Annotated in this window: 21 protein-coding genes, 1 other RNA gene and 1 pseudogene; 10 read left to right on the forward strand and 13 right to left on the reverse strand. The window is 31.4% G+C overall.

The annotated features are described in order from the left end of the window. Positions 1-99: 99 nt before the first annotated feature. Entirely contained in the window at positions 100-540 is a 441-nt protein-coding gene (locus tag ASC44_RS03040) for a hypothetical protein (RefSeq protein ID WP_055446157.1), read from the forward strand. 121 nt (positions 541-661) lie between these two features. Here the strand turns inward: ASC44_RS03040 and ASC44_RS03045 are convergent, their stop codons facing one another. From ASC44_RS03045 to ASC44_RS03080, 8 genes are all read right to left on the reverse strand, one after another. Further along, entirely contained in the window at positions 662-1,699 is a 1,038-nt protein-coding gene (locus tag ASC44_RS03045) for an NHL repeat-containing protein (protein ID WP_055446158.1), read from the reverse strand. A 425-nt stretch (positions 1,700-2,124) separates the two neighbouring features. After that, positions 2,125-2,673 carry a 1-acyl-sn-glycerol-3-phosphate acyltransferase gene (locus ASC44_RS03050; RefSeq protein ID WP_055446159.1) on the reverse strand — a complete coding sequence of 183 codons (549 nt, stop codon included), beginning with the start codon at positions 2,671-2,673 and terminating at the stop codon, positions 2,125-2,127. A 1-nt stretch (position 2,674) separates the two neighbouring features. After that, positions 2,675-3,757 (reverse strand): iron-containing alcohol dehydrogenase family protein, encoded by a 1,083-nt coding sequence (locus ASC44_RS03055; RefSeq protein ID WP_055446160.1) that lies wholly within the window; start codon positions 3,755-3,757, stop codon positions 2,675-2,677. A 28-nt stretch (positions 3,758-3,785) separates the two neighbouring features. Then, positions 3,786-4,403, reverse strand: coding sequence for a CatA-like O-acetyltransferase (locus ASC44_RS03060; protein ID WP_055446161.1), 618 nt, complete (start codon positions 4,401-4,403; stop codon positions 3,786-3,788). Between the two features lie 2 nt (positions 4,404-4,405). Beyond that, a complete protein-coding gene (locus tag ASC44_RS03065; protein ID WP_055446162.1) occupies positions 4,406-5,110 on the reverse strand; it encodes an HAD family hydrolase in 705 nt (234 codons plus the stop codon). 60 nt (positions 5,111-5,170) lie between these two features. Beyond that, on the reverse strand, positions 5,171-5,899 hold the full coding sequence (gene kdsB, locus ASC44_RS03070) for a 3-deoxy-manno-octulosonate cytidylyltransferase (protein ID WP_055446163.1): 729 nt from the start codon (positions 5,897-5,899) through the stop codon (positions 5,171-5,173). A 62-nt stretch (positions 5,900-5,961) separates the two neighbouring features. Then, positions 5,962-6,528 (reverse strand): DUF4126 domain-containing protein, encoded by a 567-nt coding sequence (locus ASC44_RS03075; protein WP_055446164.1) that lies wholly within the window; start codon positions 6,526-6,528, stop codon positions 5,962-5,964. A gap of 43 nt (positions 6,529-6,571) precedes the next feature. Beyond that, complete coding sequence (locus ASC44_RS03080; protein ID WP_055446165.1) at positions 6,572-7,999, reverse strand: ATP-dependent DNA helicase; 1,428 nt, start codon at positions 7,997-7,999, stop codon at positions 6,572-6,574. A gap of 120 nt (positions 8,000-8,119) precedes the next feature. Between ASC44_RS03080 and ASC44_RS03085 the strand changes: the two genes are divergently transcribed. The 3 genes from ASC44_RS03085 to ASC44_RS03095 are packed head-to-tail and all read left to right on the forward strand — an operon-like array spanning position 8,120 to position 10,223. Continuing rightward, positions 8,120-8,860 carry a hypothetical protein gene (locus tag ASC44_RS03085; protein WP_055446166.1) on the forward strand — a complete coding sequence of 247 codons (741 nt, stop codon included), beginning with the start codon at positions 8,120-8,122 and terminating at the stop codon, positions 8,858-8,860. Then, positions 8,841-9,665, forward strand: a complete 825-nt coding sequence (locus ASC44_RS03090; protein WP_055446176.1) for a DUF3822 family protein — start codon at positions 8,841-8,843, stop codon at positions 9,663-9,665. Before ASC44_RS03085 ends, ASC44_RS03090 begins: the two co-directional genes overlap by 20 nt. Continuing rightward, entirely contained in the window at positions 9,666-10,223 is a 558-nt protein-coding gene (locus ASC44_RS03095) for an RsmD family RNA methyltransferase (RefSeq protein ID WP_055446167.1), read from the forward strand. 58 nt (positions 10,224-10,281) lie between these two features. On the opposite strand, the gene rnpB is transcribed toward ASC44_RS03095, so the two are convergent. Further along, positions 10,282-10,604: RNase P RNA component class A (gene rnpB / locus ASC44_RS03145), an RNA gene on the reverse strand. 85 nt (positions 10,605-10,689) lie between these two features. Between rnpB and ASC44_RS03100 the strand changes: the two genes are divergently transcribed. The 4 genes and pseudogenes from ASC44_RS03100 (at position 10,690) to ASC44_RS03115 (ending at position 14,742) form a co-directional block, all read left to right on the forward strand. Next, entirely contained in the window at positions 10,690-11,667 is a 978-nt protein-coding gene (locus ASC44_RS03100) for a hypothetical protein (protein WP_055446168.1), read from the forward strand. Between the two features lie 145 nt (positions 11,668-11,812). Beyond that, positions 11,813-13,545: pseudogene (locus tag ASC44_RS03105) on the forward strand (DNA polymerase III subunit gamma/tau). A gap of 50 nt (positions 13,546-13,595) precedes the next feature. Further along, the gene (locus tag ASC44_RS03110; RefSeq protein ID WP_055446169.1) at positions 13,596-14,144 is read left to right on the forward strand and encodes a hypothetical protein; all 549 of its coding nucleotides are present in this window, start codon (positions 13,596-13,598) and stop codon (positions 14,142-14,144) included. A 16-nt stretch (positions 14,145-14,160) separates the two neighbouring features. Then, positions 14,161-14,742: a MiaE family protein gene (locus tag ASC44_RS03115; protein WP_055446170.1), complete on the forward strand. Its 582-nt coding sequence runs from the start codon at positions 14,161-14,163 to the stop codon at positions 14,740-14,742. Between the two features lie 186 nt (positions 14,743-14,928). Here ASC44_RS03115 and ASC44_RS03120 read toward each other — a convergent pair whose 3' ends face one another. The 4 genes from ASC44_RS03120 to ASC44_RS03135 all read right to left on the reverse strand — a co-directional run bounded on the left by ASC44_RS03120 (position 14,929) and on the right by ASC44_RS03135 (position 19,083). Next, positions 14,929-15,459: a porin family protein gene (locus tag ASC44_RS03120; RefSeq protein ID WP_055446171.1), complete on the reverse strand. Its 531-nt coding sequence runs from the start codon at positions 15,457-15,459 to the stop codon at positions 14,929-14,931. Positions 15,460-15,560: 101 nt separating this feature from the next. Beyond that, positions 15,561-16,472 (reverse strand): Ppx/GppA phosphatase family protein, encoded by a 912-nt coding sequence (locus ASC44_RS03125; RefSeq protein WP_055446172.1) that lies wholly within the window; start codon positions 16,470-16,472, stop codon positions 15,561-15,563. After that, a complete protein-coding gene (gene ppk1 / locus ASC44_RS03130) occupies positions 16,472-18,532 on the reverse strand; it encodes a polyphosphate kinase 1 (RefSeq protein ID WP_055446173.1) in 2,061 nt (686 codons plus the stop codon). Before ppk1 ends, ASC44_RS03125 begins: the two co-directional genes overlap by 1 nt. 41 nt (positions 18,533-18,573) lie before the next feature. Further along, positions 18,574-19,083 carry a SixA phosphatase family protein gene (locus ASC44_RS03135; RefSeq protein ID WP_055446174.1) on the reverse strand — a complete coding sequence of 170 codons (510 nt, stop codon included), beginning with the start codon at positions 19,081-19,083 and terminating at the stop codon, positions 18,574-18,576. A 72-nt stretch (positions 19,084-19,155) separates the two neighbouring features. Here ASC44_RS03135 and ASC44_RS18430 point away from each other — a divergent pair, with 72 nt between their 5' ends. Both ASC44_RS18430 and ASC44_RS03140 read left to right on the forward strand, forming a co-directional pair. Further along, complete coding sequence (locus ASC44_RS18430) at positions 19,156-19,287, forward strand: hypothetical protein (protein WP_275044196.1); 132 nt, start codon at positions 19,156-19,158, stop codon at positions 19,285-19,287. Between the two features lie 204 nt (positions 19,288-19,491). Further along, positions 19,492-24,587 (forward strand): beta strand repeat-containing protein (locus tag ASC44_RS03140; protein ID WP_206542776.1); only part of this gene is annotated, 5,096 nt, incomplete at its 3' end.

The raw sequence follows: 24,587 nt of genomic DNA on the forward strand, positions 1-24,587 counted from the left end.
TCTCAAAACGTCTAAAAATGAAACCTTAAACCTTTCATTTTGAAAAAAGCAATTCTATTTATCTTCTTAATAAGCTCATCATTTTTATTTTCTCAACAAATGAACAACATTACCTTAGAAAAACTATTAACGCAAACCAGCGACACTATAATAGGCTCTAATGGCAGGTGGCAATTATTAATTAAAGAGACTACATTAATTTGCTTAACAGATGAGAGTAACAATAGAATGCGTATTATTTCTCCTATAATAGAATCTTCGAAACTTAATGAAGATTTAAAAACAGATGTATTAATTGCAAATTTTCATACTGCACTTGATGTAAAGTATGCCATTTCAGATAACGTTCTATGGTCTGTTTTTATTCATCCTTTAAGAGAATTAACAAAAGAGCAGGTTCTAGAGGCTGTAAAACAAGTCTATCGTGCTAATATTACTTTTGGTTCAACGAATTCTAGCACAGACTTAATTTTCCCAAGTAAAAAGAGAGAACGTCCTGAAAAAGAAAAAGAGAAACCATTTTTAAAACAACAATTTTAAATATTAGGTTTTGCTACATACTCGGTAACCAAACAAAGTACAAAACGAGATATTAAAAATATTATAATAAAAAAGCCATTCTATTAAGAATGGCTTTTTTTTAAAATTTGAATAGAGATAATTAGTCTTTAGACAAATACACTGCAGAAGCAAAAACTAAATCATTATTTACAACTGGTGCTATATTTCCTCCTGTTCCAATATTATTAAAAGCTAAAATCTTTCCATTTTTAGCATCAGCAACAAATATTGTTTCTGTTTCACTATCATAAGCCACATCTACAGGGTTTCCTAATAAGGTATCCGCTCCCTTAATAATTGTTTGGTCAGTAAATGGAATACTCTCTCCATCTGCCATTGCATCTAACTTTGTTGTAAAGTCATTAATGATATGAATTCCACCATCTGTTCCAATTGTAGCATCTCCAATATCTGTTAATATAGCAGTATCTGTATTTGCATCATAAGTAATACCATGCGTTCTTACAATATTACCAATTTCAATTCTTTTTGAAGCAGATAAAGTTGCATCTATACTGTTAGATAAGAAATCATTAAATATAGCTAATCCGTTTGTAGTATCTACAACCGCATATAAATTTGATCCGTTAAATACAATTCCCCACAATTTAAAATCTGTAGTTATAGTATTTCTTAAAGTAAATAATCCAGCACTTTTTTCATAAATAAATAATCTACCATCTGCTGTAGTAGCATCTCCATCTACATCAGAATTATCTGCAACCACATAAAAATTACCATTTACAGCAACCTCTCTTGGGCTTACCATATCTGTTGTACCAGCAATAGCAGCTGTAACAGTCGTTCCTGAAGCTTGAGTTGTTGCATTAGCAAAACCTTCTAATGCTAAACCAGATCTAGAAGCTTGTATTACAGTGTCCGAACTACCATCGTAATAAACACCATCTGCAGCAACACTAGCTGTGATTAATGACGTTGCTGTGATGTTAGACATATCTGTTACATCATAATATGTTATGTTACCATCTGCATTATTAGAGGTATATAATCTAGTAGAAACAGTTGCTTCATTTCCAGTGTTACCATTATTATCGTCGTCATCACTACAAGATGTAAATGCTATTGATGTTAAAGCAAAAAGACTAAATAATTTAATTGATTTTTTTAATGTTGTCATTTTTTTGTTTTTATTGTTATACAGTAATATTTACGATGGATAAGACATTAAGGATGTTGTTTAGCTATGGAATTAACGAGATATTAACATTTATTAAAAAATGTTATAATAGAAGTAACAATAAGTCTCTAAAAATCATGTTCTTATATAAAAACATAGAATAGCATAGTTTCTATTGTAAACCATAAAAACAAAAAAAAGCTACTTCAAGTAGGTTGAAGTAGCTTTTTTTTTTAAAATTGTAGTAAGTAAATGTTTCTTTTTAGGGACTTGGGTGAAAGTTTACTTTATGTTTCATCCGCGTACTACATAAATTGTATTTCAATTATTATACCAAACATAAAATTCAATTAAAAAAAGAGATGAATTCTTTTTAATAAAGAAATAGCTTCAGGTTAAAATTAAAAAATTAACTCTATAACCTTTTAAGAGTATTGCGGTATTTTACCAACAACTCCTTTATAAAAGGAATGCATGTGTTTAAAATCTGCATCAATATCATCTGTTGGATAAAATGGTTCGGAAATAGTATTTATTTTATTTTTAAAATCTAGAGTAAACATTATTATTGGTACGTTTGCCGTTTTGGCAATATAATAAAAACCAGTTCTCCATTTCTCTACCTTCTTTCTAGTACCTTCTGGAGCAAAGGTTATTCTAAATTCTTCAGATTTACTAAATTCTTTAGCAATGGCCTCCACTTTATTTTCGTTAGTACTTCGATTAAGTGGCACACCACCTATTGCACGGAAATAGTAGCCTAATGGCCAAACAAATAATTCTTTTTTACCTACAAAATTAGTTTTTATATTAACGACCCTTCTAAGAAAAACACCAATATAGAAGTCATGCCAGCTCGTATGAGGTGCGGCAATTATAACTGCTTTTTTTACGGTCTCTTTAGACATTGAAGTATTACCTTCAATTTTCCAGCCTAATACTTTGAAATATAAAAATTTATAAAAGTTAAGCATACTACATTTTTTGATAGAGTGCTTTAAGCTTTTCTCGTGTTATTGTTTTTTTCCATTGCTTACCAATAGCATTTTCCCAAAGCGGCTCTAGGCTTAATGCCACATTTATCATGGTATCAAATTCTTTATCAGATAGATCTTTACAAATACCTTGAGGCAATGTAATGTTATGCCTTGCTTTCATCGCTTTAAACATAGCTACTCCATCTGGATAATACTCCTCTAAATGATCGAACACAATACAATTACCAATACCATGCTTTACACCAAGTAAGTAACCTAAACCATAACTTAGAGCATGTGCTACACCTACTTGAGAATAAGCGATACTCATGCCACCATGCCAACTAGCCATCATTAATTTATCTTGAGATTCTTCATCACTTAAAGTATCTTCTAAAAAAATCTCTTTACATAGCGTAAACGCCTTCTCACCATAAGTTTTACTAAAAGCATTTAAAAAAGTACCTTTAAGAGACTCTACACAATGTACAAAACAGTCCATTCCTGTAAAAAACCATTGATCTTTAGGCACATCTTTTGTTAACTCTGGGTCTAAAAGTACTTGATCGAATGGTGTATAGTCACTATTAATACCTAATTTTCGTTCTGGACCAGTTAGAATAGTTGTTCTAGAAACCTCTGCTCCTGTTCCTGATATTGTAGGAATACCAACATGATAAATAGCAGGGTTCTTAACTAAATCCCAACCTTGATAATCTTTAGACTCTCCTTCATTAGTAAGCATTATTGCGACCGCTTTAGCAATATCTAAAATACTACCACCTCCTATACCGATAATACCAGACGGTAACTCTTTATAATTTAGTATAATGTCTTCTACTAGTGCGTCTATTTGAGACGTTTCAGGTTCTTTTTCTGAAGATACAAATATTAATTTATCGTCGTAAGACAATGGTATTCTTGACGTTAACCAAGCATTACCTTTAAAAACATCGTCCACAAAAAATATAAATGGCGCTTTGGTATTTAAACGCTTAGGAGAAAGAATTTCTTCTAATTGATTAAAACTACCTCGTCCAAAAATTACTTTAGACACCATTGGAAAATTCTTATAACTCATTGACTTTTAGTCTTAGTTTGTAAAGTTATTACTTATTTAGTTTTTTCTGAAATAATTCTGAAAATAAACTTAAATGATATCCATCTACAAGAGCATGATTAACATTTATTGCTACATTCATTATTTTTTCTTTATTTATTTCTTTCATTTTTCCAAATGCCAATTTAGGAACAGATTCTTGTAAGCCTGAAACGGGTTCTTTATGGCCCGAAAAATCCGACCAAGGCAAAGCGGAACAATGGATACAATCTAGTCCGTTTTTAGGAGGAAAAAGATTATTTGAGCTTTCAATACGTTGTTTTTCGTCTTGAAAATTAGACAAAAATAGGTCTAAATTTTCATTATAGTCTATATATGAAAAACCAAATGTTTTATTCTCTCTCATTATAGTTGCAGATGCGTTAATGGTGTTATAACTCACTACTTTATCATTTACAATTCTATATTTTAAATTCTCAACATTATTAATTGCTTGCATACACGCATGCAGATATGTACCAAAAAAACTTATTTTGTTATCTTTAGAAAACGCATAGGCTTTAGTGACATTAAAAGGAATAGTTATACCAAAATAAGGGTCTTCTAATTTTGAAAAATGTTCAAAATGTTCCTTTCTATTCCATGTATTTATATCTAATGTTTTCAATCTTACTCTAATAATTTTGGAAGGTCCAGTAAACTCTTTAAAGTTTTATAGTCTTTTCCGTTTGTATCTTTTTCTGTAACTTGTTCATGCGCCCAAGTGGTATGAAAAGGCACATGCACTGCATGTGCTTTTATATTAATTAATGGCAGAATATCTGACTTTAAAGAATTACCAACCATTAAAAATGCTTCTGGCTCAATGTCTAAGCGTTTTAATAATTTACTGTAATTGTCTTCTTTTTTATCGCTTAATACTTCAATATGATGAAAATAATCAAGCAATCCAGATTTTTCAAGTTTACGTTCTTGATCTAACAAATCGCCTTTAGTCGCCACAATTAATTTATACTTTTTAGATAAGTCTTCAAGTACTTCTTCTACTCCATCAAGTAACTCTACAGGCTTATTAATCATGTCTTTTCCAATCTCTAATATTTTTTCTATCGTTTTATTAGATACTGTGTTATTAGATAATTCTAAGGCCATTTCTACCATAGACAAGACAAAGCCTTTAACGCCATAGCCATAAACCGGAAGGTTTTTCATTTCCATTTTAAAAAGTTCTTGGTCTATTTTGTTTTCAGTTTCAAACCTGTTTAACAATTTTGCAAACTCACTTTCAGCATCACGAAAATAAGTTTCGTTTACCCACAGCGTATCGTCCGCATCAAAGCCAATAACCTTTATATTTTCGTATTCTTTATTCAATAGGTATTAAATTCTTCTATTTATTTTTATTAAAAATTTCTGTTCGAGAAAGCAATTGTATTATTTCCACAGTTTTTTGGCGCGTTCTAAATCTTCTGGTGTGTCTATCTCTACTCCCTGTACATTAGTTTCAACCATTTTTATACGTTTTCCGTATTCTAAATAGCGAATACACTCTATTTTTTCCGAAGCTTCTAACATTAGCATTGGCAATCTGTAAAAATCTAATATTGCTTGCTTTCTAAAAGCATAGACGCCTTTATGTTTATAATATTTTGTAGCTACTTCTTTGTCTCTTGGATACGGAATTGGGCTTCTAGAAAAATACAAAGCAAAGTCTTTTTGGTCAACAATTACTTTAACTGTATTTGGATTCTTTATTTCATCTTCATCTGTAATATGTACCATTAAAGATGCTAAATCTACTTCCTTTTTATCGTCTTTTTTAAAGACTTTTATTAATTTCTTAAGCGAAGCTACTTCTATAAAAGGCTCATCTCCTTGCACATTAATTACAACATCAACATCTAAAAACTCTACAGCTTCAGCTATTCTATCGCTTCCACACTCATGTTCTTTAATGCTCATTATAACTTTTCCTCCTATACTTTCAATTTCTTTAAAAATAATAGCACTATCTGTTACCACAACCACATCATCAAACAATTGCGTAGCAACTGTAGCCTCGTAAGTTCTAGTAATAACAGGTTTACCTCCCAAATCTTGCATAAGTTTACCAGGGAAACGAGAGGCACTATAGCGTGCAGGAATCATTGCGATTATTTTCATTTATAAAGCTGAAGTTTTAGCTGAATTATTAACTAGTCAAAAATATAATTTTTAAAATGATTTTAGGCCTTACGAGATTTAAACTTTTTGTAAAGCTTAAAAATGATGAATAAAATAATAAGAACTAAAAATATAGCGATGATAGGAAAAACTATTGAAACGGCCGACATAACAACGGCTGTTCCCGTTTCTACGGTAGAAACAACTGGATTTGCGAGACCTCCAGTTGTTGCGGTTGAAGCAAGCCTTGTTACTCCAGAAGTACTAGCTACAGCTGCGGCAGTGCCGCCTCCTGCAATTATAGCTAAAGCCCAAGTTATTACTGGACTTAAATCTGCTACTGTAGAAACCATAACAGCAGTTCCAGCAATAGCCGCTAATGGGATGGCTACAGAATCTAATAAATTATCAACATAAGGAATATAGTACGCAAAGATCTCGACAATTGTAGCAACACCTAAAACTATTAATGCCGATAAACTTCCAATCCATTGCCAAGATTCGTTTAATTCCCAACTTCCTAAAAAAGCAGTTAAACTCAATGCAAATAATGGTACGAATACTCTAAACCCAACTGAGGCTGATAATCCTATACCTAGGCATATACTAATTATTGTTTCGCTCGTCATTATTAAAATTTGTCTTTTGTGTTATTTATAAAAATAAAACTAATTAATCAGTTTCAAAAAAATCATCAGGAAAACCTATTAAATATAACTTTTCTTTTGCTCTAGTAACCGCTGTGTATAACCAACGTAAATAATCTCGATCTATACCTTCGGGTAAGTAAGGTTGCTCTACAAATACAGTATTCCATTGCCCACCTTGAGATTTATGACACGTAATTGCATAAGAGAATTTTACTTGCAAGGCGTTAAACTGTGGATTACTTTTTGTTTTTAAATACTTCTTGTATTTACTCGTTTCATCTTCATAATCTTTCTGTACTTCTTGATATAAACGGTTAGAATCCTCGTAAGGTAACGATGGTGTTTCTGCATTAATAGTATCTAATAACAAAACCGTTTCAATAGGAATCATTTTAGGATAATCGACCATGCGTATTTTTACTTCAGCAAATCTAAAACCATACAATTCTTTAATACTAAATATTTCAAGCACCTCTATAATATCTCCGTTCGCAATAAAACCGGCCTCACTAGTTGGCTTTAACCAAAAATAATTATTCTTAACAACCATTAGATAATCGCCAGCAGATAATTCATTTTCATTAAATAAAATTCTACTTCTAATTTGTTGGTTATATAAGTTAGCACGCTTATTACTGCGTACAATAATTGCCATTTCTTCATTTCCTAAAGTACTATAAGCATCATTAATGGCATCCATTATATCGTAACCATCAACCAATCGAACAATATCTGGAAAACCTTTAATATTAAACTGGAAGCTTTCAAAAAAGTTACTAGCAATAGTTTCTCGTAATAAAGTAGCGTTCTCCAAAATTCCAGAATCTTGACCTTGACGCATAACTTCGTCCAATTCTATTTTTGTAACCTCTTTATTATAGGTTAAACTTAAAACAGTTTCGTCTAAAGCAGGACTTATATCTAATTTTACTGGTGGTAATTGTGCTGTATCTCCAATTAAAAGCAGCTTACAATTATGACCTTGATATACGTATTGCATTAAATCGTCTAATAACGAACCATTTGCAAAAAGTTTGGAGTCTGATGGCGTATCTGGAATCATAGATGCTTCATCTACTATAAAAATGGTGTTTCTGTGCTTATTTGGCTGTAAAACAAATTTTACACCTCCTCCCTGTTCTTTTTTAGGAAAATAGATTTTTTTATGAATAGTAAAAGCTTCCTTTTTAGAATAATTACTAATCACTTTTGCCGCTCTACCCGTTGGTGCCATTAGCACAGCATACTTATCTGCATGTTTCAAATTATTAACTAGAGTACCAATAATGGTTGTTTTTCCTGTTCCTGCATACCCTTTTAATAAAAAAATATTATTGTCGCCTTCTTTAAAAATAAATTCGGAAAGTTGTAATAATAATATATTTTGTTTTGCCGTTGGTGTAAACGGAAAATGCTGTTTTATAAGGGAATAAAATTGAGAAGACGTCATTAATATGTTTAAGATTTTAAGAATATTTCAAAGATATAAATGATTTTTACTCTTATTGGTTTTTACGAACAAAAAAAATTGTAGATTTGCGATAGACCATTAACTTAATAAATTAAAATTATGATGATAATAATTGCTGTAATAGTTGTAATTCTTCTAACTGTTGGAATTGTTTGGGCAATAGACAAGTTTATTCCCTCAAAATTGAAAGCACCAATATCCATTCTATTATGGATTGGTATTTTTGCTTTAGGGTATTTAACCTTTAATTCTGTTTACAATGAAATTAAATTTCATGATATTAAACAAGATCGTTACGCTGCGGTTATTAAAAACCTTGTAGATATTAGAGACTCTGAATTAGCATTCAAAGAGATAAACGGTAAATTTACAGGTGACTATACTGAGTTAATTAACTTTATTGAAACAGGTAAATTTGCCATTATAGAACGAAGAGATACTACTGTTGCAGATGTTGAAAAGACAAAGGCATATGGTGGAATTAAATACACAAAAGAAGAAACTATTATAGATACTTTAGACTTTGTATCTGTAAGAGATTCATTATTTAAAAAATCTATGCGTTATAAAACAATGATGAATGTTCCTTTTTCTAAAGAAGGTACTACATTTGCATTAAAATCAGGAATAATAGGAGAAGAAGGTAAAGAATTACCTGTATTTGAAGCTGTTGTCATGAAAAAAGATATTTTATTCGATCAACCAAAAGATTTAATAAAGAAAGAAGAAAACGCATTTTCTGTAGAAGAAATTAATGGTGATGCTATTAGAATTGGTTCTATGGAAGAAGTAAAAGTAAATGGAAACTGGCCTAAAGTTTATGATCCAATCAAAAACTAATAATAGTATACATATTACGCATAAAGCACTGTCCATTCAAATAAGTTTGAATGGACTTTCTTTTTGCATCTTAAACATGCAAGAGCATTCGGTTATAAGAGTTGAACATGTTGTTTTTGATAAAAAACTGACACCTTTCGAGTTACTTGATGCTGTAAAAGACGCTTTTAACACCAAAGAATGGTTAAATGAAACCTTTGATAATGTACAAGTTATTCATGTAAATGAATTAGCAACATTGGTTCCTAAACCTTTATTTAATGAAGATGCTATTGCAGATTATCTCAAACTAAGTTCGAAAATACTTAAAACAGATTTTATAACTTTCGATACCATTTCTGTAAATGAAACCGTAAACGTATATGTGCCTTATGTAAACGTAAACAACTACATTTATGAGCGTTTTGGAGATTTTACATACAAGCATTTCTCTACTGTTTTAGTTGAAGAAATTCTTGCTCAAGAAAAGAATGCTAGTGGAAACAAAATGTTTATTCATGTAAATCCTACTCATTTTGAAATTATTGTTACTAAAAAAGGAACTTTAGCACTTTATAATACTTTTGAACATCATACAGTTGAAGACTTTATTTACTATGTATTATTTACTGCAGAACAATTAGATCTCAATCCAGAAGACATTGAAACAGTACTACTAGGTGCTATTACTAAAGGCGATGCCTTGTACAGCATACTATACAAATATGTTAGACATATTAATTTTGGTCGCAGAAAAGATAATTTTGCTGTAACCGAAGACATAAAAAACAACCATTCACATTTCACACTTTTAACTCATTTTTAAATGCGTATAATCTCAGGAGAATTTAAAGGCAGAAGAATTACAGCTCCAAAAAAGCTACCTATTCGTCCAACTACAGATATGGCAAAGGAATCTTTGTTTAATATTATAAATAATCAATATTATTATGAGGATATTTCTGTATTAGATTTATTCTCTGGATCTGGAAATATAAGTTACGAATTTGCTTCTCGCGGTACAAGAAACATTATAGCTGTAGATCAAGATTTTGGATGCATTAAATTTATAAATGAGACAGCAGAAAGTTTTGGAATGGAAATACAAACCATTAAAAGGGATGTGTTTAAATTTTTAGAAAAAAGCAAAACTAAATCCACTCTTATTTTTGCAGATCCTCCTTACGATTTTACTGTAGAGCAATTCTCTAAAATTCCAGAACTTGTTTTTAAAAACAACTTATTAGAAGCAGATGGTTTATTAATAGTTGAACATTCTAAATATACAGATATTTCTGGCTCAGAAAATTACAGTCACTCTAAAGGTTATGGCGGTAATATGTTTAGCTTTTTTACACTGCCTAGTAGTGATGAAGAAGAGTAACATTTAGAAAATAATATTATAAAACAAAGCCCTTTGAAAATTTTTCAAAGGGCTTGTTTATTTAAGTAAATCTATAAGCCGGATTCTGTTACAAAACAATAATAAATTAGTGTCTTGACCCTTATCATTTATCTACGCATATTGTTACCAATATACTTTAGCTGCCTACCCTCTAGCTCGCGCGTGCACGCTCAAACGCTAGTTTACATGACATTGCACCTAATAGAGTTTACCTGGTTTCACTACAGCATTACCTGTACATACTTTCTGTTGCACTTTTCCTAACCTCACGGCTGGTGGCTGTTAACCACTATATTGCACTATGGTGTCCAGACTTTCCTCACAAACAATAAATGCTTGTGCGATAAGGCGATTTACTTGTGCGCGAAATTAAGATTTTAATATAATAATAGGACTATATATTGTTGTATAATTGCAACCTTTATGATATAAACATACATCAAATATGAAAAGACAAATTTTAATTACTTTAATTACTATATTATCATTCACAAACATTTATGCTCAGTTTGGTATGCCTAAAGCTGAAGATGCAAACAAAATTCAAAAACGTACTTTATTAGTTGTTTTAGATGAAGTTGATGAAAGACTTAAAAAGAAAATTAATAAAAAACCTGAAAAGTTTCAAAAGTATGCTGACGAAATAAATTTGTATAACGAAAACTTAAAATCTGCGATAGAAAATACGTGGACATTCTCAACGGAAATTAGATACGTTACACAAACCAAATTTTTAGAGATAAAAAAAGATAAAAAGCAAAAAAAATTATATGCATACTTCTCTAATAAAATTCAAAGAAACCCAAGTAGAATAATTTCTGATTCATACTATGCTGACGCCCCAGACATATACACAATTAATATAGGTTTAGCAGATGAAAAAAAAGCTATACATTCTATGATGTATTCAACCTCTCATCCTTCGGAAGCAGATTTAACCTTTATTTCTCAACAGTTTCAAAATCTTTTAACAAGCTTACAACAAGCTGAAGGTAAAAAATATAGAAAAGAAATGAAAGCTACTATGGCAAAAAATAGCCAAAAATTAAAAACTAAAACTTTACTTCTTGACAAGGAGTTTGTAGATAAAAAATTAATTAGTAAAATAGATAAGATTTATAAGTATGATTATAAATTAACAGATAGAGAAACAATAGATAAAGCAATACTTGCTAAAGATTCTAAATATGCATATGTTAGAGCATTTCCTATGTTTCAGCAAAATGGAGGAAATAAATCTATTCTTAAAGTTTCTAAATTAATTTATATTCAATATGTTATTGATGCAGAAAATGGTGAGATAGCATCTTATGCAGCACCAGCTTCAATAGGTTTAGGCGGTAATTTAGCAACAGCTGCGAAGTCTAGTAATCAATCAACATCAGTTAAAGATTTGGAGAAAATTGTAAAAATGATAAATTAGTAATTTATTAAAATAAAAGAGTCAAATTATTTATACTTATTGTCTTTTTTGTTAATAACTCCATAAAAACAAAGCTCAAATTGATAATCAATTTGGGCTTTGTTTTTTAACTTTGCTTCTCATTCATTAGACAATAAATTTCAATTTGGAACATTTTGTAGTATCAGCCAGAAAGTACAGACCACAGACGTTTAAGGACGTTGTTGGGCAGGATGCTATTACAAATACTTTACTTAATGCTATTGAAAACAACCATTTAGCACAAGCTTTATTATTTACAGGTCCACGTGGTGTTGGTAAAACCAGTTGCGCACGTATTCTTGCTAAAATGATAAATAGCGATGGTACAGAAACAGGAGAGGAAGATTATGCTTTCAATATTTTTGAATTGGATGCAGCATCAAACAACTCGGTAGACGATATTAGAAGCCTTACAGACCAAGTACGTATTCCACCACAAGTTGGAAAATATAAAGTCTATATTATAGATGAAGTACACATGCTTTCTCAAGCTGCCTTTAATGCTTTTTTAAAGACTTTAGAAGAGCCTCCAAAGCATTGTATATTTATTTTAGCAACTACTGAGAAGCATAAGATTATTCCAACGATTTTATCACGTTGTCAGATTTTCGATTTTAAACGTATTACCGTTAAAGATGCTAAAAACTACCTAAAGTATATTGCTAAAGAACAAGGTATTACTGCAGAGGATGATGCTCTACATATTATTGCTCAAAAAGCAGATGGCGCAATGCGTGATGCATTATCTATTTTTGATCGTGTGGTTAGTTTCTCTGGTAAAGACTTAACAAGACAAGCCGTTACAGAGAATTTAAATGTACTAGATTACGAAACGTATTTTAAGAGTACAGATTTAATATTAGAAAATAAAATACCCGAATTATTACTTCAGTTTAACGAAACACTTTCTAAAGGTTTCGATGGACACCATTATATCGCTGGTTTAGCATCGCACTTTAGAGATTTATTAGTTTGCCAAAATCCAGTAACTATAGAACTTTTAGAAGTTGGTGATAAAACTAAAGAGAAGTATTTAGAGCAATCAAAAAAAGCCTCACAGTCCTTTTTATTAAAAGGCATTGAGCTGGCTAACGAAACGGATTTAAAATATAAGTCCAGTAAAAACCAACGACTGCTCGTCGAACTTTGTATCATGCAACTTGCCTCTATCACTTTTGATGGAGAAAAAAAAATAGCAGTCGGTTCATAATTCCGCCATCTTATTTTAAACGTGTCGGCATCACTCCTATTCCTGTAAAAAAACCTACAGAGACTACAATAAGTCATCCTAAAGAAGTTATAGAAAACAAACCACAAGCCGTTGTTGCTGTTTCTGCACCTAAAGCCGTTATAACACCTACAACTAGTAAGCCTAAAATTGTTCTAAACAGAGATACTAAACGCACGTCTGGTTTATCTTTAAAAAGTATTCGTGCAAAAAAAGAACATGAGATAAGGAAATTGGATGTAGTTGTTGATGAAGAAGATTTACCTAAAGAACCTTTTTCTCAAGAGCAATTAACAGAAGTTTGGAACACTTTTGTAACAAAAATAGAAGCTGAAGGTAAAATGAATCTTGCCGCAATACTCTCTATAGATGAGCCTACGCTAAAAGGAACAACCATTCATTTAACGTTTCCAAATTCTACAAATAAGGTGGAAGTTGAAAGACAGTCTTTCGACTTATTACAGTTTCTAAGAAAGAGTTTAAAAAACTACGATATAAGTTTAGATATTGATATAAATGAAGAAATGCAAAAGAAATTTGCATATACTCCAGAAGACAAATATGAAAAACTAAAAGAAAAAAATCCTAATATTGAATTGCTCCGTAAGACGTTTGATTTGGATTTGTAATAGACCTTTTCTTTAATTACATAAATTTGAAATTATCTTATTTCTCTAATATGAAAAACATTCTATTTATAGTAACATTCGTTATTATCGCATGTATTAGTTGCGATGGTAAAGACCGTGTACATCTATCTAACGCTCAAATTTTGAAAGAACATAAATTGCTTGATTCTTTTTCTGAAGACATAAAATACTTTCCTGAAAAATATACAGAAGTCGCAATTGATACTATTTTAAGCAATGGATTTACAGTTAAGATTAAAACTTATGCTGACATGGAAAATAGTATTCTTAAAACTTATAAAGAAGATAACATCATTCATAAAAAGTATTACAGAAATATTAATTCCGACATACAAATTAAGAACAATAACGAGATCATTTATCAAGCAACAGTAAACAATGCGTTTCTTGCCGATAGAATTAAAATGAACATACAAGGTTTCGTTATTAGTAACATAACCATTTCTGAGAAGTCTATGTTATTAAATGAACCTGAGTTGTATTTACGTTTAGATATTAAAAGAATGGATGATAAAGAGATTATACCATTCCAATTTCATATCGATAAATATGGCGCTGCTAATATTACAAATCTTTAAACTAAAATTTGATTAAATGCTAGGACTTAAATTACCAACAGATCCACGTTGGGTAAACATAGTAGAAAAAAATATTAAAGAAATTTTAATAGACCATGCCTTTTGCGAACAAAAAGCAACAAGTACCGCTATTTCTCTAATTGTAAGCTTTCCTGAATATTCCGATTTAGTAGAAGAAATGATCGCTTTGGTGAAAGAAGAAATAAGCCATTTTAAAATGGTACATGATTTAATTCTACAAAATGGCTGGGTTTTAGGCCGTGATCGTAAAGATGAATATGTATCGAAATTGCTTCAGTTTTTTCCTAAAGGTGGTAGTAGAACGACACAATTGGTACATAGACTATTGTATGCTGCACTAATAGAAGCACGCAGTTGTGAGCGTTTTAGGCTACTTAGCGAGGAATTAGAGGATAAAGAATTAGCAGAATTTTATAGAAAATTAATGGTAAGCGAGGCAAACCACTATACTATGTTCTTAGGTTTTGCTAGACAATATGGAGATAGAAATGAAGTTGACGAAAAGTGGCAAGCTCTTTTAGACTTTGAAGCAGACATAATGAAAGACTTAAGCAAAAGTGAAACCATACATGGATAAGCCTGTTTGCGTCTATAATATTAAAAGCTTAACCGTCTGTCTTAAAAAATAAAGAGCAAATACATAGCATTATTCAATATTAGCTCATATAATATTTTATAGAAAACAATAAGCACACACTTTATTATAAAAAAAAATCCAATACAAATTGTATTGGATTTTTTAGTTTTTTACTAGATGGTTTGGTTAAAACTTAACACCAAATCCTATTTGCATATTGGTGTTTTTTGCTTCTAAATTAGTTTCATCATCAAAGACGTTTGTTAATCCATAAGAGTATCTAAAATCCAGGAAGAATTCATCAGAAATCATGTATTCTATACCTGCAAGTCCTGAAAACGCAAAGTTTTGTAAACCATCTTCGTAATCATGACCTTTTAAACTTACTTGAGGTCCTAAGCCAATAGAAATACTTTCTGCAATTTTATACTTAAAAAATATTGGCATTTGAATATAATCAATTCTAATATTTTCTTCTTTTGCTCCTTCAGCAGAAAATTGAATTTCCGGCGCTAAAGATAAGCTTGATGTTAAACTATATTCAGCAAAAAAACCGATTGCAAAACCATTTCTATGCATATTCTCAAACGAACCTGTTGTTGGTTCAAAATCTAAATTTGATATGTTAACACCAGCACGAACTCCGTATAATGCATTTTGAGAAAATCCGTAAATTGAAAACATTGCAAAGGCAGCGATAAGTACTATTTTTTTCATAGAAATTGGTTTTATGTTCTTTATTAATTTTGGTTCACTTTAAAAGTTGCACTAATATAATTTTTTTTAATATAACTTGAACAATAAAAAGACAAAGTGTATCATTTTAACTTTGTATGACTTAAAATAGTCTCTTTATACATGCTTTTTATAATTCCATCTGCTAATCCTATCTTTGGAACATAGATATCTTTTGCTCCGCTCCATTTCATTGCAGATAAATAAATTCTAGTTGCTGGAATAATAACATCGGCTCTATCTTGATTCATATTAAGCTCTGTTATACGTTCTTCATAAGAATAACTTTGCAACATATTATAATACGTAGTTAGATAAAAATATGTCAGCGGCTTCCCAGCTGCTTTTCCTGAAGATTTAAATATATTATTAATGTTACCTCCAGAACCAATAACTTCAATAGTATCGTGTTGTCGTGTTTCTTTTTTAACCCACTGTTCTAAATCTAACCAAGTTTCTTTTTTTACAATATCATTTAACAAGCGAACTGTACCTATTTTAAAAGATCTTGAAGCTGTTTTTTCTCCATTATAAATAACACTAAACTCTGTACTCCCACCTCCAACATCTACGTATAAGTAGGTTTTATTTTTATCTATAAAAGTACTTAAATCTGTTGCTGCTATTATGGTAGCTTCTTCTTCTCCATCTATAATATCCACAGTTATTCCTGTCGATTCTTTTATTAAAGCTGACACTTCTTCTCCATTACTTGCTTCTCTCATCGCCGATGTAGCGCATGCCTTATATTTATCTACTCGATGGGTTTTCATAAGTAATTTAAATGCCTGCATTGTATCTAGCATTCTATCCGTATTTCCCTTAGAAATCGCATCATTTATAAACACATCTGCACCTAAACGAATTGGCACTCTCACCAACGACGTTTTCTTAAAACGAGCAGGTTTATCTTTTTCTTCTACAATACTAGAAATAAGTAATCTTACAGCATTCGAACCTATATCTATTGCAGCATATTTAAGTATCTTAAGCATTAGTCTAATTGATTTTTATAATAGTTATACGTTTCAAACTGAGCTCTTATTTTTTCCTTTTTATCATGCCTATAAGTATTTGTCTGCTTTCTGTCTAATATTCTAGATTTTACATTGTCTTTCCAACAAATATTAAAAGTATCTATTAATTCTTCTTTTATATCATTATCGTAAATAGGACAACTTACTTCTACTCTATTTTCAATATTTCTAGTCATCCAATCTGCCGAAGAAATATACACTTTTGGAATATTATCATTACAAAAAACATACAACCTTGTATGTTCTAAAAACTTATCTATAATACTTACAACCTTTATGTTTTCACTCATTCCTTTAACTCCTGGAACAAGACAGCAAATACCTCTAACAATCATCTCTATACTAACTCCTGCATTACTAGCTTCGTATAATTTGTTTATCATTTTATAACTAGAAATACTATTCATTTTTAAACGAATATATGCTGGCTTCCCTGCTTTTTTATTCTTTATTTCAGTATCTATTAAATTAAAGAATGCATTTTTTGTATAATGAGGTGACGTAATTATATGCTTAAATCTATATACTTTATAATTAACAGAAAAGAAATTAAACACTTTACTAATGTCTTTTAATATTTTCTGATTTGCAGTAAACAATGTGTAATCTGTATATATTTTAGCAGTAGATTCATTAAAATTCCCTGTACTAATAAAGCCATAACGTACGATTTTATTTTTTTCTTCACGTTCAATCACACACATTTTACTGTGCACCTTCAAACCTTGAACTCCAAAAATAAGCTGTACACCTTCTCTCTGCATTTGCTCTGCATAATCGATATTTGCTTGCTCATCGAAACGTGCCTGGATTTCCATAGAAACCGTAACTTTCTTACCATTAATAGCTGCATTTATTAGCGAACTTGCAACATGAGAAATTTGCGCTAACCTATAAATTGTAATTTTTATAACTTTAACCTGAGGATCTAAAGCAGCTTCTCTTAAAAACTTCACGGTATACGCAAACGTATGGTACGGAGTATATTGTAAATAATCTTTTTTAGCAATAGCCTCAAAAATACTAGTTTCTAAACTTAGTCCTTTAACCGGCAGCGCTACAATTTTGTTGTATAATAAATCGGTTCTTCCTAAACTAGGAAAACTCATATAATCGCGTCTGTTATGGTATCTTCCTCCAGGTATAATACTATCTGAACTTTCAATTCCCATTTTTGCCATTAAAAAATCCAGTGTTTCCTTATCTATAGTCTTATCATAAACAAAACGCACAGGTTCTCCATCTTGTCTATCTTTAACACTATCACTAATTTTTTCCATAAAACTTTTACTCAAATCACTTTCAAGATCTAGCTCTGCATCACGAGTAATTTTTATCATGTGCGCAGAAATGCTTTTATAATCGAAAATATTAAAAATATCATCTAAACAATAGCGTAAAAGATCGTCTAGCATAATTATGGAATTTTTACTTCCTTCTTTTGGAAGCACCACAAAACGATCCATGTTTTTAGAAATTTCAATTAATGCATATTGATTATCATTTTTTTCTAAAGACATATTAATCGCCAAATAAGCAGCACTATCCTTAAGATTAGGTATTCTAATCTCATCGTTTAAAATTATAGTAACTAGTGCAGGACTTACATGTTGGATAAAGTAATTCTTTATAAACTTTTGTTGACTTACACTAATTTGATTTTCTTTTACAATAAAAATATCTTCAGTTTCTAATTTTGTCTGAATATTACTTAAAATACTTAAACTTTCAGATTGCTGTTTTATAACTGTTTCAGTAATAATTTCTAGTAGATCTGAAGCTTTAATCCCGCCTAATTGATTTTTACCTGCTTTACCAGCTTCATCGATGCGTTTAACAGTAGCATAACGAACCTTAAAAAACTCATCCAAATTGTTAGAGAAAATACCTAAAAAACGCAAGCGCTCAATTAACGGAACATTCTCATCTGAAGCCTCTTGCAAGACTCTTCCGTTAAATTGCAACCAACTTAATTCTCTATTAATATAAGTATAATTGGGGCCTGTTTTTTTAATCATTTCTATAAAGTTTCAAACACAAATATATTCTATTATTTGCATTATTTTAAATGTTTTGGAAATACAATTTTTTCAGTTTTTCCTTTAGGCAAGTTTTCCCAACTATTAGTATCAAAATTTATCTTAACAAACCCAGATGTAGTAACGTTTTCAATATGAATATCGCCAAACTGATTAACAAAATTAGTGAGTGCATAATTATGGCCAAAAATCATTATGCTACCGAATGAATTATCACAAGATTCGATAACTCGTAAAAGTGATTCGCCAGAAAAGTCATATAAAGCCATTAAATACTTTCTGTTTACGTTTGTTAAAGCCAAATTTTTAATAAATATTTCTGCCGTTAGTTTTGTTCTTTCTGCAGCACTGCATAATATTAGTTCTGGATTTATTTCACTGTATTTTAAATGATTAGAAACTAGATTAGCATCAAGTTGTCCTCTTTTTTTAATAGGCCGCTCAAAATCAGCTAATTCATTGTCCCAACAGGATTTAGCATGCCTTATCAAAAAAATTGTCTTACCTCTGTTAATCGTGTTTATGTGCATTTTGCCGATATTTATTATAAATTTGTTCTTTCAACGAATATATATGTTATTAAACACTTTTCTTTGTTATACATGAAAAATACAATTTATTTTGCAAACGCTATTAATGCGCTTATCCCAAAGCTAAAACAACATCCTACAATCACCATTATTGGTGTAGCTCCCTTAAACTGTAGCAAAGTGATAGTTTTAATGAAGAGTTAACCGTGCCATGAATAAAATATTAATGTTTAAATTACTAATTATCACAAGAGCAATATGTTCTTGTTTATTGGTGTATAAGAGTTTTTACTCTGAATATAAAACCTACAGCCATCAATTTTACTTAAAAAACAAAATTGATGCAAACTCTATTTTAATAAACCCTATTTATTAATTTCCCAAATTATGCTAACTAATAATTATAATTTGAAAGTATATACGCATAAATATTTAATTTTAATATTTATACTATCTAGCATTTTCTCTTTTTCGCAGACGCAATCACCATCAATTCAAACAGGAGTTACCTTCCAGTGGTCGGATAATCAGAACGCCGGCATTAATAATCCAGCTACGATAAATTCTGTTACAGTTAACGGAGATATTTATAATACGTTTGTTATACCGACATCATATGAGATGACAATTCTAGGTCCTGATGGAAACTCTCCGAATATGATTCTTGAAAACGGAACCACTTTGGCAAATACAAGTAGTGACCCTAACTGGAACACAAAAGCATTGAGTGCTTTTCAAGATAAAAACTTGAATCATTATTTTACTGCCAATCCAAATGGAGAAAACATGTGTGGTAATTTCACCAAAGCAGAAGTCTCCAATGCGCAGAGACAAACAATTTTTTACAGTAATCCAATACCATCAAATCAAGGTGGTATTTTGGCTGTTACAGAAAGAGGTGGAAACAACTGTTTTTATGTTGAAGTATGGGGGATACCAGTTGGTGGAGGTCCAGAACAACAATTAGGTAACACTTTTGTAAGAAATTCTGGAGATTATAGAAATTGTTCTTTTGGTCCTCCTATAAATAATAATACTGATTACTGGAGATCAGGACGATGTAACGAAAATGGACAGACTATTGGTATTGGTTTATTCTACTTAAACTCTATTGCACCTACTGGGTCAAAAATTACAAAAATAGAATTTGTTGGAGCAACACGAGATCATGGTGATGGTAAATTTTTTCTACTTCAAAAATATGCACAAGATGCAGATTTTGACGAATGTATAAATAGTATTAGTAATGGTGATTTAAATACTGTTGCAACTGCACCTGATAATTCGACGTTTTCTTTAGTTTCTGGACCTAGTACAGCTGGACAATCATTTTCTTTAGCGGCAAACGGAAATTACAGTTATACGCCAACTCCTGGTTTTACAGGAACTGTTACTTTTAGGTATCGCGTATGTTTACCTGCACCAAACCAAGTGGTTTGTGATGAAGCAACAATTACTTTAAACTATCAACCTTTACCTGGTAACCCAGTTTTAGACACAACTTGTAATAATATTAATGATTCTAGTACGATTACTGTAACCTCTCCTGTTGGAAGTGAATATACGTACTCTATTAATGGAGGTCCATATCAAAGTTCTCCAACATTTAATAATTTAGCACCAGGAAGTTACACTGTATTGGTTTCTAATACAATTGGTTGTAGTAATTCTACATCTACAACAATCAATAACATTATAGAGATTTCTAATGTTGCTTCAACTAACGCTGCATGTGACACAGGAAATACAGGGTCTATTGACATAACAATATCTGGTGGTACTGCACCCTATACATACGCATGGAGTAATGGTACACCAACACAAGACTTAAATAATATACCTGCCGGAACATATAGTGTTTTAGTAACCGACACTAACGGTTGTGAGGCTTACATGGATAATATTATTGTTGGTTCTCAAGACAATGCTAACCCAGTAATTACAGTACCTAATGCTTTAAGTATTGAGGGTTGTGATGCAAATGACATAACAGTTAGTAATTCTGTATTTGATTACAGTAGTACAACATCAGAAAATGTATTGACGACATTTAATACACTGTCTAATTATAATGCTAATGATGATAATAACGTTCAATCTGTAACTTACATAGATAATATAACCTCTAGTGTTACTTGTACAATCATTGTTCAACGAACTTTTACTGCTATTGATGATTGTGGTAATATTTCTACTGCAACTTCTACAATAACTATTAGAGACACTACTCCACCAGATTTAACCAATTGTAATCTTGTCACACAAACAAATGAAGAATGCTCTAGTTCAGAAAACGAAACTACCGTAAATAATTGGAATGCATCAAACGTTGCTTTGTTACAAAGTTGTAGTATTGATAACTGTACTGATTCTAGTAATCTTGTCATAACATCAAACTATGTTTATTCTAATTTTATAAATAGTTGTGGAACTAGTGGAAGTATAACAGTTACTTATACTGTTAAAGATGAGTGTAATAACTCATCTACAATAAATGCAACTATTACCATAGAAGACAATACTGGACCAGATTTATCCAATTGTACCGCGATTAATCAGACTGTTGAATGCGATAGTCAATCTATTCAATCTGCTGCCTCTAGCTGGAATAATAGTAATATTGATGCCTTAAGAAATTGTGGAACAGATAATTGTGACGTTACAGCTACAAACAATGTAACATCTAATTTTAATTTTTCAGATTTTGTGCCTAATGCCTGTGGCGGTGGCACTATTGAAGCAGAATATTCTGTAATTGATGACTGTGGAAATGTCTCTCTTATTACTGGTACATTTACTATAGAGGATACTACTCCTCCAACTTTTAATCAAAGTTTACCAGGTGATATAACTGTTTCTTTCGACAATATCCCAAACGTTCCAAACATATCAGCTTCAGATAATTGTGGTGATGTTACAGTTGCTTTTAATGAGACAGAATCAGGAGATATTTGTACTGGAAGTTATACTATAACAAGAACTTGGGTTGCTACAGATGACTGTAATTTATCAACAACACACACTCAAATAATTACTGTAAACCAACCCGTTTTATCCGTAACTGTTTCAACTGTAACCAATGTACTATGTAATAGTGAGGCCACTGGAAATATAGACATTACAGTTACTGGTGGTACAGGTCCTTACTCTTTTGTTTGGAATGATAGTGGTAATTCAACTACTGAAGATTTATCTAATGTTATTGCTGGTGCATATAATGTAACAATAACTGATGCTAACGATTGTACAACATCTATTGGTGCTACAATCTCTGAACCTACTAGCCCACTTAGTTTAAACATTACTAAAATTGATGCAACAAGTGCTCAAGGATGTGCTAATGGTGAAGCTACTGCAATTGTATCTGGTGGAACTCCAACATACACATACCAATGGAGTACATCTGCTGGAAATCAAACAACGGCTACTGCAACTAATTTAGTCAATGGTACACATAGTGTAACTATTACTGATGCCAATAATTGCGAATTAACTCAAAGTGTTGTTATTGAATGCGTTAACACATGTGATACTGAAATTGTAATAACTAATATAACAGATGTACTTTGTACTGGTGATACCACTGGAGCTAGTACTGTAACAGCTAATTCGGGTTCTAATCCAGCTGCTACCTTTACATTCACTTGGTCTACAGGTCAAGTAGATACTGGAGTAATAACAAGTACACTTGCGAATTTAACTGCTGGTGTATATTCTGTTAGTGTTACTATTGATGGTACTGTTTGTCGAGCTGTTGAAAAAACCATAGCAATTATAGAACCTAGTAATGCTCTTGATATTACCGCTACAACTACAGACGAATCTGGTCCGACAACTGGTGATGGTACTGCTACTGCAGTAGTTACTGGAGGTGTAGAACCTTACACATATTCTTGGACTCCTAATGGAGAAACAACGAGTCAAATTACAGGTCTTAGTTCAAGTGAATACTGCGTAACAGTTACAGATACTAATGGATGTACAGATACTACTTGTGTAACAGTTAATCCTGGAACATGTAATAATCTTTCAGTAACTGGCACTTCTACTCCTGCTGTATGTTTTGGTGATAGTAATGGTAGTATTACAGCTACCGTAACTGGCGGTTCTGGAAACTTTACTTATGCTTGGGATACAATTTCAAACACAACAGCATCTGTTTCTAATTTACCTGCTGCTGATTATACTATTACTGTTACTGATACAACAACGCTATGTACTACTAGTGCAACTATAACTATTAATGAACCTAATGTTCTAAGTTCTGCTATTGCTGTCTCTAATATATTATGTAGAGATGATGCAACTGGATCTCTTGACTTAGCTGTTAATGGTGGTACTGCTCAATACTCTTTTCTTTGGAGTAATGGATCTACTAATGAAGATTTAATTAATGTAGTTGCTGGTACTTATTCAGTTACTATTACAGACAATAACGGATGTACTGCTACTAATTCTGCTACAATTATTCAACCAGATACTAATGTCTCTGCTTCTATTACTGATCAGACCAATATTCTATGTGATGGTCTAGGCGCTGTTACTGTTGTAGGAGCTGGTGGAATTGAACCACTTTCTTATTCTATAGATGGAGGAACAAACTACCAAACTAATGGTTCTTTTAATGACTTATCTGAAGGAAACTATACTGTAACAGTATTAGATGCTAATGGTTGTACATTCAATCAACCTATATTTATTACTAATTCTTGTATCAACGTTTTAAAATCTGCAACGATTGCAAAGGGTGAAGAATGTTTAAATGTAGGCAGTGAAGTAACATACACTTTTACTCTAACAAACACAGGTAACTCTAATATTAATACTATTGTTATTAATGATGAGTTATTAGGTGGACTTATTACAGTAACGCCTACTGGTGATAGTAATGGTAACGCCATTCTTGAACCTACCGAAACATGGGTTTATACAACTGCTAATTATACCGTAACTCAAGAAGATATAGATACACAAAACATTACCAATACTGTAACTGCCGATGGGCAAGATCCTAATAATGTTGCTGTAGATCAAGCTACAGATACTTTTATTATTGATGGTACTACAGGTATTGAGTTCTGTGATCCTACTAATGGTTTAAATATTGTTAAAACAGCAGCTATTGCTAATGGTGATCCTTGCCTAGTATTAGGTAGCGAAGTAACCTATACATTCACCCTTACAAATACGGGTACAGTATCTGTTAATACTATTGTTATTAATGATGAGTTATTAGGTGGACTTATTACAGTAACGCCTACTGGTGATAGTAATGGTAACGCCATTCTTGAACCTACCGAAACATGGGTTTATACAACTGCTAATTATACCGTAACTCAAGAAGATATAGATACACAAAACATTACCAATACTGTAACTGCCGATGGGCAAGATCCTAATAATGTTGCTGTAGAAGTCTACGCTACAGATACTTTTATTATTGATGGTACTACTGGTATTGAGTTCTGTGATCCTACTAATGGTTTAAATATTGTTAAAACAGC

The sequence above is a fragment of the Lacinutrix mariniflava genome (assembly GCF_001418015.1).
Classification (GTDB): Bacteria; Bacteroidota; Bacteroidia; order Flavobacteriales; family Flavobacteriaceae; genus Lacinutrix; species Lacinutrix mariniflava.